Source organism: Burkholderia sp. Tr-20355 (assembly GCF_017104685.1).
GTDB classification, from domain to species: domain Bacteria; phylum Pseudomonadota; class Gammaproteobacteria; order Burkholderiales; family Burkholderiaceae; genus Burkholderia; species Burkholderia seminalis.
In genome coordinates, this window is record NZ_JAAGPK010000225.1 from 1 (window position 1) to 10,527 (window position 10,527).

Below are 10,527 nucleotides of genomic sequence, written 5' to 3' on the forward strand. Positions count from 1 at the left end.
AGCAGAACGCGCGCCTCGCGCTGCAGGCGGCCGACCGCGGCTACGTGATGGATTCGGGCACGGTCACGATGGAAGGCGACGCGAAGCAGATGCTCGACGATCCGAAGGTGCGGGCCGCGTATCTGGGCGAGTAAGCGAGAGAAGGCGCAGGTCCGGTGACGCGCGGCGGCAGATGCCGCATGCATTGTGCCAGGGCTGTCGAAAGGCTGTCACGGGATGCCGTGACAGCCTTTTTTTCGTGTTGTGCGATTCGTGCCGAACTATGTGCGCGGACGCGACTCCATTCGACGGGTGCGGTGCGCATGCGGCGCGGGCATGATGGAGCGCAGCCGGTCGCCTGCAATCAGTCGCCCGCAGCCGGTCGCCCGCAGCCGGTCGCCCGCAAACCGACACACGGGCCGCGTAGCATCGACGGTCCATCCGAACACGGAGAGCACGCATGAGTCTGGACTACGGTTTCGTGAAGGCGAAGGTGACATCGGTGGCGAAGCTGAAGGGCTCGCCGCACGGCAGCGAGATCCAGTATCACATCCACCTGACGCTGGCGCTGCCGTCGGGCGACTGGGATGTCGCGATCAACGTCGGCACCAGCGATGCGGACGACCTGTTGAACTACAAGCTCGTCTACGATTTCCACCATCCCGTCACCGAGACGCTCGCGGCCGCGGCCGAAGGCTACACCGACCTCACGGGGCAGGCCGCGCTGCCGGCACTGGACTACCTGCGCAGCGACATCCTGAACGAGACGGGTGCGTGGCGCGCGAGTGCGGTGATGGACGGCACCGAGAATCCGGAGCCGATTCCGTCGCTGCTGCGGCTCGTGAACGCCGCGCAGTCACAGGGCCTCGACGTCGTCGTGTTCGGCCGTACCTATAAGGAAGGCAACGGCATTCACGACACGCACATGAACCAGGGCTCGACGGGCTCGAACTATCTGCATCGCGCGGGCGACGACCATAACGACCACAACGACGTGTGGCAGGACGGCGCCCTGATCGTGCGCGTGAGCGCGTCGCAGTGGGCCGCGTATTTCGCGGCGTTCGAGCAGCAGGCCGTGCCGACCGACGCGCTCGGCAATCCGCTGCCGGGCGCGGGGCCGATCACGCGCTGAGAGGGGCCGCTGCCGCCGGCATCACGCCGCCGGCAGCGTCTTGCCGAACGAGATGCGCTCCTCGACGCGATAACCGAGCGCCGCATAGAAGCGGCACGCGTCGTCGTTGCCGGGCAGCACCTGCAGGTTGATCTTCAGGCAGCCGCGCGCGGCGAGCGCGCGTTCCGCATGCGCGATCAGCGCGCGGCCGACGCCGAGCCGGCGCACGTCGTTCGCGACGCCGAACGAGTAGAGCCAGCCGCGATGTCCGTCGAAACCCGCCATCAGCGTGCCGACGACGCGCGCGCCGCTGGTCGCGACGAAGAACAGCTCCGGCTGCGTCGCGAGCTTCAGCGCGATCGATCGCAGCGGATCGCGGTGCGGCGACGCATCGGCTTCGTCGTATTGCGGGAACGCGTCGCGCCATACCGCGAGCACGGCATCGGTATCGGCGCGGTCGAACGGGCGGATTGCGACAGCATCGGCGGCGGCATCCATCGCGGCGGTCTCCTTAGAGCGTGTCGAGGATCGACCGCAGCATCGCCATCATCTGGTCGATTTCGTCGGTCGTCACGTTCAGGGCGGGCATGAAGCGCAGCAGGTTCGGCCGCGCGGCGTTCAGCAGCAGGCCGTCGGGCTGCATGTCGCGCGCCTTCTCGACGATCTGCGGGCCGATGTCCTTGCCGAGCAGCAGCGCGCGCAGCAGGCCTTCGCCGCGTTCGCCTTCGAAGCCGCGCTCCTCCGACAGCTCGAGCAGCTTGCGCTTCAGGTATTCGCCGCGGGCGCGCACGCCTTCGAGGAAGCCGGGCGCGACGAGCTGCGAGATCACCGAGTAGCCGGCCGCCGTCATCAGCGGGTTGCCGTTGTAGGTGCCGCCCTGGTCGCCGGCCTCGAACACCGCGACATCGGCCTTCGACAGCAGCGCCGCGAGCGGCACGCCGCTGCCGATGCCCTTGCCGAGCGTCATGATGTCCGGTTCGATGCCGGCGAGTTCGTACGCGAACAGCGTGCCCGCACGGCCGCAGCCGCTTTGCACTTCGTCGACGATCAGCAGCAGGTTGTGCTGCTTCGTCAGCGCACGCAGCGCCTGCATGAATTCGCGCGTCGCCGGAATCACGCCGCCTTCGCCCTGGATCGGTTCGAGCATCACGGCGACGGTCTTGTCGGTGATCAGCTTCTCGACCGAGTTGATGTTGTTCAGCTCGGCCTTCGGGAAACCCGGCACCTGCGGCGCGTAGATCGTGTCCCAGCCGGGCTTGCCGCTGGCCGACATCGTCGCGAGCGTGCGGCCGTGGAAGCTGTGGTCGAACGTGATGATCTCGTACGCGCCGTTGCGGAACTTGCGGCCCCACTTGCGCGCGAGCTTGATCGCGCCTTCGTTCGCTTCCGCGCCGCTGTTCGTGAAGAACACCTTGTCGAACACGCTGTGCTGCGTGAGCAGGCCCGCGAGCTTCGCCATCGGTTCGTTGTAGAACGCCGGCGACGGGTTCAGCAGTTTTTCGGCCTGCGTCTTCAGCGCTTCGACGACACCGTCGTTGCAGTGGCCGAGGCTGTTGACGGCCCAGCCCTGGATGAAGTCCAGATAGCGCTTGCCCGTGTGATCGTAGAGCCACGAACCCTTGCCGTGGGTAAACACGATGTCGGGGCGGTTCGTGATGTACATCAGCGAGTCGATCGGAAAATCGTTCAGGGGCATGGCAGCAGACTCCAGCGGACGTTGAAAGGGAAACGGGCAATAAAAAAGCCACGGAAGGCCGTGGCTGGTGGGTTCGAACAGCTTGTGCGTAACCGGTGAAGCGGTGTGGGTTACGCGCGAGTCCGTGACGAGCCGGCGGCATCCGGGCGGAGCGGCGAGCGGCGACGTCGAAGGGTGGACAGGAAGCAGTTCATGTGCGCAAGCATAAGGCATCCCGCGCCTCACTGTAAACCGCCGCGATGCCGCGAATGTGACATCGCGGCGTGCGGCGCGGGACGCGGGCGGGCCCGCCGCTCAGACCGGATGCGCGAGGTCGGCGGCGCTCGTGAACGAGTCCGCGTAGAACTCGTCGGCCGGCAGCGCGTGGTGCTGCGTGAAGTCGCGCTGCGCGGATTCGACCATGACCGGCGCTCCGCACGCATACACCTGGTAGCTCGACAGATCAGGCAGGTCCTCGATCACCGCGCGATGGACGAAGCCCGTGCGGCCGGTCCATTGATCGCCGGCGTCCGGCTCGGAGAGCACCGGCACGTACTTGAAGTTCGGGATCTCGCGTGCCCACTGCTCGGCGAGTTCGTCGAGGTAGATGTCCTTCTTGCGGCGGGCACCCCAGTAGAGCGTCATCGGGCGCGTGATGCCCGAGTGCTTCACATGCTCGATGATCGCCTTGATCGGCGCGAAGCCCGTGCCCGACGCGAGCAGCACGATCGGCTTGTCGGAGTCCTCGCGCAGGAAGAACGTGCCGAGCGGGCCTTCGAAGCGCAGGATGTCGCGCTCCTTCATCGCGCCGAACACGTGGTCGGTGAACTTGCCGCCCGGCATGTGGCGGATGTGCAGCTCGATCGGGCCTTCCTCGTGCGGCGCGTTCGCCATCGAGTAGCTGCGGCGCGAGCCGTCCTTGAGGATGAACTCGACGTACTGGCCCGCGAGGTACTGGAGGCGCTCGTTGGCGGGCAGCTGCAGCTTCACGACCATCACGTCGTCGGCCTTGCGTTCGAGCGCGGCGATCCGGCACGGCAGCTTCTTGACCTGCACGCCGTCGACGCCGGCGATTTCACGCACGTCGATTTCGAGATCGCACTGGGCCTTCGAGCAGCACAGCAGCGCGAGGCCGCGCGTGCGTTCGTCGTTCGACAGCGCCGACGCGGCGTGCGGGCCCTGTTCGATCTGGCCCGACACGATCTGGCCCTTGCAGGAGCCGCATGCGCCGTTCTTGCAGCCGTACGGCAGATGGACGTTCTGGCGCAGCGCGGCAGCCAGCACGGTTTCGTCCGACTCGACCTGGAATTGCCGGCCGCTTTGCTTGAGAGTGACGTTGAATGCCATAGAACCAAACTAGAACAAAATGGGGGGACCGTGCATGTCGCGCACGGCAGCTACAATGCAAGACCGTTGCGCGTCGCGCAACGGCCGCTACTGATTTCGCAACCAACATGATCGCGACACGAATCCTGCGCCGGCCGCGCGCACTGATCGTCGGCTGCGGCGACGTCGGCATGCGCTGCGTCGCGCAATGGCGCGATACGCGCCGCAACCTGCGGATCTTCGCGCTGACGAGCCACCCGGCCCGCCGCGACGAACTGCGGGCCGCGGGCGCGACGCCGATCGTCGGCGACCTCGATCGCCGGGCGACGCTCGGCCGCCTCGCGGGTCTCGCTCGCACGATCCTGCATCTCGCACCGCCGCAGGCCGACGGCCGTGACGACCGGCGCACGCGTGCGCTGATCGCCGCAACGTCCATGCCCGCGCGTCGGCCAGCGACCCCGCCGGCACCGGCGGTCGGCCGGCTCCGAACGCTGCGCACCGCTGCACGGCAGGCCGGCGCACCCGTTCGGGGAGCGCGTATTGTACCCGACGGCCTTCGCGCGCCGAGGCTCGTCTACGCGAGCACGACGGGCGTATACGGCGACTGCGGCGGCGCGCGCATCGACGAAACGCAGCCGTTGCGCCCCGCGAATCCGCGCGCGTTCCGACGCGTGTCGGCCGAGCGGCAACTGCGTGCGGCGACGGTGCGCGGCGTGCTGTCCGCGCGCATCGTGCGCATTCCCGGCATCTACGCGGCGAACCGCCTGCCGGTCGCGCGGCTCGAGCGCGGCACGCCGGCGCTCGAGCCGGCCGACGACGTCTACACGAACCACATCCACGCGGATGATCTCGCGGCGATCCTGCGCCGCGCGGCCGAGCGCGGCAGGCCGGCGCGCGCCGTGCACGCGTCGGACGACAGCGAACTGCGGATGGGGGAGTATTTCGACCGGGTCGCGCGGGTGCTCGGCCTGCCGAGGCCGCCGCGCGTCAGCCGCGCGGACGCCGAACGCCAGCTCGAACCGACGCTGCTGTCGTTCATGCGGGAGTCGCGACGCCTGTCCAACGCACGGCTCAAGGCCGAATTGTGCGTGACGTTGCGCTATCCGACCGTAGACGATTTCCTTCAAACGCTCGCGCCGGGCAGCGCCTCAGGTCAGCGCCGGTAACGCCTCGATCAGCAGGAAGCACAGCAGCGCCCCGATCAGCGCGCCAATCAGGTTCGGATGATATTTGTGCTTCATGTGCATCATGGCCAGCAGGCCGCCGATCACGATGACACCGATGACCGCGAACGCGATCATCACCGACGACAGTTCGAAAGAATGGTTGAGGTTCATGATGTCTCCCCTGCATCGCTGCTCGTGCAGCTTGTGATTTCAGTATAGCGGGGGAACCTGCGGCCCAGACGCGGCCGAGCACCGAACGGTCGTGCGGATTTTCCCTTACAGGGTTTTGACGGGATTGCGCAGCGCTGAAAGGTCGGCGTCGTCGAGCCACCGCCACGCGCCCGGCGCGAGATCGTCCGGCAGCGTGAAGCCGCCGATGCTTTCGCGGTGCAGCAATTCGACGCGATTGCTCGCCGCCGCCACCATGCGCTTGACCTGGTGGTATTTGCCTTCGAGGACGGTCAGCGCGAGCGCGTGCGTGTCGCGCGCGTCGGCGGCGACGGCCGCGATCGGCTTCGGCTCGCCGTGCAGCTGCACGCCGCCGCGCAGCGCGTTCAACTGCGCGTCGTCGAGCGGGTGGCGCACGGTCGCGACGTAGGTCTTCGGCACCTTGCGCTTCGGCGACGTGTACGCATGCACGAACTGGCCGTCGTCGGACAGCAGCAGCAGGCCGGTCGTGTCCTGGTCGAGGCGGCCGACGCACTGCACGCCGCGCGCGACGAGCGGCGCGGGCAGCAGGCTGAACACGCTCGCGTGGTGCTGCGGATCGCGCGAGCATTCGTAGCCGGCGGGCTTGTTGAGCGCGAGATACGCGCGTTCGTGGAACGGCCACGCCGTATCGTCGACCTCGAATACGAGGCCGTCGGTATCGAAGGTGGCGTCCGGATCGGTCGCGGCCGTGCCCGCGACGGCGACGCGGCCCGCTTCGATCAGGCCGCGGCATTGGCGGCGCGAGCCGAAGCCCTGGGTGTAGAGAATGCTTTCGAGATCCATAGCGCGCGCATTCTATCAAGCGGCGGCGGATGACCGGCATGAACGCGCCTGCGCTGGTAAGCTGCCGGAACGCCGCGCGGGGTGCGGCACCCGTTCATGCTTCACGGAAAGTCCATGCGTTTCGATTCATTCCCGTTCGGTCGCCAGGCGGCCGCCGTCATTATTGCCGCCACCGTCTCGTCGGCTGCTTTCGCGCACGCGCATCTCGCGAAGAGCGATCCGGCGGCGGGCGCGGCGGTGGCCACCGCGCCGGCTGCCGTCACGATCGACTTCACCGAGCCGCTGGAGCCGGCATTCAGCTCGATCGTCGTCGTCGACGGCGGCGGCAAGACGGTGTCGGACGGCCGTGCGCGCATCGACGCGTCAAACCGCAAGCGGATGACGGTGCCGCTCGCGGCAGTCGGCGCCGGTGCCTATACGGTGAAATGGGTGGCCGTCGCGACCGACGGGCACCGCACGCAGGGCGCGTACGGCTTCAGCGTGAAGTGACGCAACGGCGGCGGCAGGCCCGTGCCAGGGTTGTCGTCGCCCTTATCCGACAGGGAGTTTCCCGCATGAATCCGACGACGCTCGATGCACTCGCCGATTTCCCCCGTCAACTCGAAGCGCATTTCGCGGCCGTGCCCGACGGCTATGCGCGCTGGACACCCGACGACTGGGCCGGGATTCCGAGCGAGCATTTCTCGCCACTCGGGCAGCTCTGCCACGTGCGCGACATCGAGATCGACGGCTATCAGGTGCGGTTGCGGCGGATGCTCGACGAAGACCGGCCGCTGCTCGTGTCGCTCGACGGCGACGCGCTCGCGATCGAGCGCCGCTACACCGATGCGTACGCGTCGGACGTGCTCGCGGCGATCCGCGACGCGCGACGCGAAACGTTGGAGCTGCTGTCGCGCCTCACGCCCGAGCAGTTCGAGCGCACCGGCGAGTTCGAAGGCTACGGTCCGTTGACCGTGCGCGGGCTCGTCCACTACCTGTGCAGCCACGACCAGCAGCATCTGGCCGGCATGCAGTGGCTGCTCGGCAAGATCGACGCGGCGCTTTACGCGCGCTGAAGCGCCGGCCTTCGCAAGCATGATCCGGTGCCGCCGTCGGTACGGCAGACCACGGATTTGCGTCCGGATTGGATCGGTTTTCTGGATAATCCATCCAGCCGCGACCGGCTGACCCGCGCGTGGCACGTGCCTACACTCCTAGCTTCGCTCAACGAAAAAGGAGTCAACCGTGGCAACTCATACGCTCGCAGACAAGGTCGTCCTGATCGCAGGCGGCGCGAAGAATCTCGGCGGCCTGATCGCCCGGGATCTGGCCGGCCACGGCGCGAAGGCGGTGGCGATTCACTACAACAGCGCGGCGTCGCAGGCCCAGGCCGAGGAAACGGCCGCCGCCGTGCGCGCGGCCGGCGCGGAAGCCGCGACGTTCCAGGGCGACCTGACGACGGCCGCCGCGGTCGAGAAGCTGTTCGACGACGCGAAGCAGCGCTTCGGCAAGATCGACATCGCGATCAACACGGTCGGCAAGGTGCTGAAGAAGCCGTTCACCGAGATCAGCGAGGCCGAGTACGACGAGATGTTCGCGGTCAACAGCAAGTCCGCGTTCTTCTTCATCAAGGAAGCCGGGCGGCATCTCGAAGATCACGGCAAGCTCGTCACGCTCGTGACGTCGCTGCTCGGCGCGTTCACGCCGTTCTATGCGGCGTACGAAGGGTCGAAGGCGCCGGTCGAGCACTTCACGCGCGCGGCGTCGAAGGAATACGGCGCCCGCGGGATCTCGGTGACGGCCGTCGGGCCGGGCCCGATGGATACGCCGTTCTTCTATCCGGCCGAGGGCGCCGACGCGGTCGCGTATCACAAGACGGCGGCCGCGCTGTCGCCGTTCAGCAAGACCGGCCTGACCGACATCGAGGACGTCGTGCCGTTCATCCGCCATCTCGTCACCGACGGCTGGTGGATCACGGGCCAGACGATCCTGATCAACGGCGGGTACACGACGAAGTAACCGGGCCGTTCACGCGCCGCGCGGCGCACCGCAATGGCGCGTTTGCGTGGACAATGAACGGGCGTGCAGCCGCGAGGCCGCGCGCCCGTTTTCGTTGTGCCGCCGGACCGTGCCGCGATGGGCGGCGGCTGGCGGCGACCGCCGTCCGAACCTACGCTCCCCCGCCGATGGACAAGCTGGATCAGGTCAGAATCTTCCTGCAGGTTGCCGAAATGGGCAGCTTCATCAAGGCCGCGCACGCGCTCGACGTGCCGCGCGCAACCGTGTCGGCGGCCGTCCAGCAGCTCGAGACGGGGCTCGGCACGCGCCTCCTGCATCGCACGACGCGCCAGGTGCAGCTCACCGCCGACGGCGCGCTGCTGCTCGAGCGCGGCCGGCGCCTGCTCGCGGAGGCCGACGAACTCGACCGCCTGTTCCGCCGCCGCGACCGCGACGTCGTCGGACGGCTGAACGTCGACGTGCCGAGCCGGATCGCGCGCCGCGTCGTGGCGCCCGCGCTGCCGTCGCTGTTCCGCCGCTACCCGAAGCTGCAACTGTCGCTCGGCTCGACCGACCGCTCGATCGACCTCGTGCAGGAGGGCGTCGACTGCGCGATCCGCGTCGGGCGGCTCGCGGACAGCAGCCTCGTCGTGCGGCCGCTCGGGCAGTTCACGCTGATCAACTGCGCGAGTCCCGACTACCTGCGCGAATGCGGCGTGCCCGAGCATCCGGATGCGCTCGCGCAGGGGCACTGGGCGATCGGTTATGCGTCGCCGACGACGGGGCGCGAGCTCGGATGGGAGTACTGCGTCGACGGGCAGACGCACATGCTGACGCTGCCGAGCCGCGTGATCGTCAACAATGCGGAAACCTACATCGCCGGCTGCATTGCCGGCATGGGGCTGATCCAGATTCCGCGGTTCGACGTCGAGCATCTGCTGGAAAACGGCGCGCTCGTCGACGTGATGCCCGGCCACCGCGCCGCGCCGATGGACGTGTCGGCCGTGTATCCGCATCGCCGGCATCGGTCGCGCCGGCTCAATGCGTTCGTCGAGTGGTTCGGCGAGTTGATGACGGATGCGCTGACGGGGACGGCGGTGGGGCCGGGCACGGAAGGTGACTGACGGCAGCCGGGTGGCGCGGCCGCCGTCGCGCATGTTTCAGCCGTCCGGTGCCGCGAATCGCCTGTCGCGCCCGGCATCCCGCACCGCGTCGATCAATGCCGCGCCTGGGCCGTCGGGCTTCGCGGCAAACGCATAGAAGCGCGCGGCCGGCAGCGCGGGCAGCCCGTCCCGCGGCCCGCATTCGCGCAGGCCGTCGCGCAGCTGGCTGCGTGCAAGCGCGGTGACCGCGAAGCCGGCGAGCGCGGCCGACACGCAGCCGGCCATGCTGCTGCTCTCGAACCGTACGCGGAACGGCCGCAGCGCGGCGGCGAGCGCCGCGACGGCCGCTTCCCGATAGACGCACGGCTGCGGAAACAGCGCGAGCGGCACTTCGCCGTCCGCGTCGAGCGCGCGATCCGACGCGTAGGCCCACACGAGCGGTTCTTCCCACAGCAGTTCGCCCGGTGTATCGACCCGCCGGCACTGCTTGCCGAATACGACGTCGAGCCGGCCGAGCGTCTGTTCGCGCAGCAGCGACGCGGTGATCCCGACCTTCAGCTCGATCGACGTGCGCGGGTAGCGGTCGCGGAACGCGCGCAGCACCTGCGGCAGCCACGCCCCGGCAAAGTCCTCCGACGCGCCGATGCGCAGCGGCCCGTGCGCCGGCGCGCCGCGCAGCCGGGCGCGCACTTCGCGCTCCATGTCGACGATGTTGCGCGCGTAGGCGTACAGCGTGTCGCCGGCCGGCGTGAGCGCGACGCGCCGCGTCGTGCGCGCCAGCAGCACGGTGCCGGCCGCCTGTTCGAGCCGCTTGATGTGGCCGCTGACGGCCGACGGAGTGAGCGCGAGGCGGTCGGCGGCCGGTGCGAACCCGCGGCTGTCGACGACTTCGAGGAAGGTACGCAGCAGCGTGATGTCGAGCGCGGTCGATGCGGGGTCGGTCGGCGGTTCCATCGGTCGATTCAACGTGAAATTCAATGAATGAATCATGATACTCCGTGAATCGTGATGAAATGCCGGCCTACCATCGTGCGCTCAGGCTGGCCCAACGGAGTACACGATGACGACCTATATGCATGCGACGACCGCGTCGCTCGATATTGCCTATCTCGAATGGAACCCGCGCGGCGAGCGCGTGGCCGTGCTGCTGCACGGCTGGCCGGACAGCCCCGTCGGCTGGGCCGCGGTGGCCGAGGC

Annotated in this window: 12 protein-coding genes and 2 pseudogenes; 8 read left to right on the plus strand and 6 right to left on the minus strand. The window is 68.4% G+C overall.

Annotation, left to right across the window (positions count from 1 at the left end; translation table 11 throughout):
* Both G3N62_RS32110 and G3N62_RS32115 read left to right on the plus strand, forming a co-directional pair.
* A pseudogene (locus tag G3N62_RS32110) lies at nt 1-134 on the plus strand (ABC transporter ATP-binding protein); the annotation flags it as partial.
* Nucleotides 135-439: 305 nt separating this feature from the next.
* A complete protein-coding gene (locus G3N62_RS32115) occupies nt 440-1,111 on the plus strand; it encodes a DUF2278 family protein (RefSeq protein ID WP_034186303.1) in 672 nt (223 codons plus the stop codon).
* Between the two features lie 21 nt (nt 1,112-1,132).
* Here the strand turns inward: G3N62_RS32115 and G3N62_RS32120 are convergent, their stop codons facing one another.
* From G3N62_RS32120 to G3N62_RS32130, 3 genes are all read right to left on the minus strand, one after another.
* Nucleotides 1,133-1,588, minus strand: a complete 456-nt coding sequence (locus G3N62_RS32120) for a GNAT family acetyltransferase (RefSeq protein WP_124670982.1) — start codon at nt 1,586-1,588, stop codon at nt 1,133-1,135.
* A gap of 13 nt (nt 1,589-1,601) precedes the next feature.
* Nucleotides 1,602-2,786 carry an acetylornithine transaminase gene (locus G3N62_RS32125; RefSeq protein ID WP_034186301.1) on the minus strand — a complete coding sequence of 395 codons (1,185 nt, stop codon included), beginning with the start codon at nt 2,784-2,786 and terminating at the stop codon, nt 1,602-1,604.
* Nucleotides 2,787-3,080: 294 nt separating this feature from the next.
* On the minus strand, nt 3,081-4,112 hold the full coding sequence (locus G3N62_RS32130; protein WP_049031160.1) for a CDP-6-deoxy-delta-3,4-glucoseen reductase: 1,032 nt from the start codon (nt 4,110-4,112) through the stop codon (nt 3,081-3,083).
* A gap of 107 nt (nt 4,113-4,219) precedes the next feature.
* Between G3N62_RS32130 and G3N62_RS32135 the strand changes: the two genes are divergently transcribed.
* The gene (locus G3N62_RS32135) at nt 4,220-5,257 is read left to right on the plus strand and encodes an NAD-dependent epimerase/dehydratase family protein (protein WP_034186299.1); all 1,038 of its coding nucleotides are present in this window, start codon (nt 4,220-4,222) and stop codon (nt 5,255-5,257) included.
* Here G3N62_RS32135 and G3N62_RS32140 read toward each other — a convergent pair.
* Together G3N62_RS32140 and G3N62_RS32145 are read right to left on the minus strand one after the other, a co-directional pair.
* On the minus strand, nt 5,240-5,428 hold the full coding sequence (locus G3N62_RS32140; protein ID WP_034186298.1) for a hypothetical protein: 189 nt from the start codon (nt 5,426-5,428) through the stop codon (nt 5,240-5,242). The genes G3N62_RS32135 and G3N62_RS32140 overlap by 18 nt on opposite strands.
* A 105-nt stretch (nt 5,429-5,533) precedes the next feature.
* Nucleotides 5,534-6,250, minus strand: coding sequence for a 16S rRNA pseudouridine(516) synthase (locus G3N62_RS32145; protein WP_049032542.1), 717 nt, complete (start codon nt 6,248-6,250; stop codon nt 5,534-5,536).
* 114 nt (nt 6,251-6,364) lie between these two features.
* Here G3N62_RS32145 and copC point away from each other — a divergent pair, with 114 nt between their 5' ends.
* The 4 genes from copC (at nt 6,365) to G3N62_RS32165 (ending at nt 9,351) form a co-directional block, all read left to right on the plus strand.
* On the plus strand, nt 6,365-6,739 hold the full coding sequence (gene copC, locus G3N62_RS32150; RefSeq protein WP_059560328.1) for a copper homeostasis periplasmic binding protein CopC: 375 nt from the start codon (nt 6,365-6,367) through the stop codon (nt 6,737-6,739).
* Nucleotides 6,740-6,804: 65 nt separating this feature from the next.
* On the plus strand, nt 6,805-7,305 hold the full coding sequence (locus G3N62_RS32155; RefSeq protein WP_034186295.1) for a DinB family protein: 501 nt from the start codon (nt 6,805-6,807) through the stop codon (nt 7,303-7,305).
* Between the two features lie 169 nt (nt 7,306-7,474).
* Complete coding sequence (locus tag G3N62_RS32160; protein ID WP_034186294.1) at nt 7,475-8,248, plus strand: SDR family oxidoreductase; 774 nt, start codon at nt 7,475-7,477, stop codon at nt 8,246-8,248.
* Nucleotides 8,249-8,415: 167 nt separating this feature from the next.
* Nucleotides 8,416-9,351 (plus strand): LysR family transcriptional regulator, encoded by a 936-nt coding sequence (locus G3N62_RS32165; protein ID WP_124670981.1) that lies wholly within the window; start codon nt 8,416-8,418, stop codon nt 9,349-9,351.
* Between the two features lie 36 nt (nt 9,352-9,387).
* Here G3N62_RS32165 and G3N62_RS32170 read toward each other — a convergent pair whose 3' ends face one another.
* Nucleotides 9,388-10,284 (minus strand): LysR family transcriptional regulator, encoded by an 897-nt coding sequence (locus G3N62_RS32170; protein WP_124670980.1) that lies wholly within the window; start codon nt 10,282-10,284, stop codon nt 9,388-9,390.
* Nucleotides 10,285-10,390: 106 nt separating this feature from the next.
* Between G3N62_RS32170 and G3N62_RS36180 the strand changes: the two are divergent.
* Nucleotides 10,391-10,527, plus strand: a pseudogene (locus G3N62_RS36180) (alpha/beta hydrolase); the annotation flags it as partial.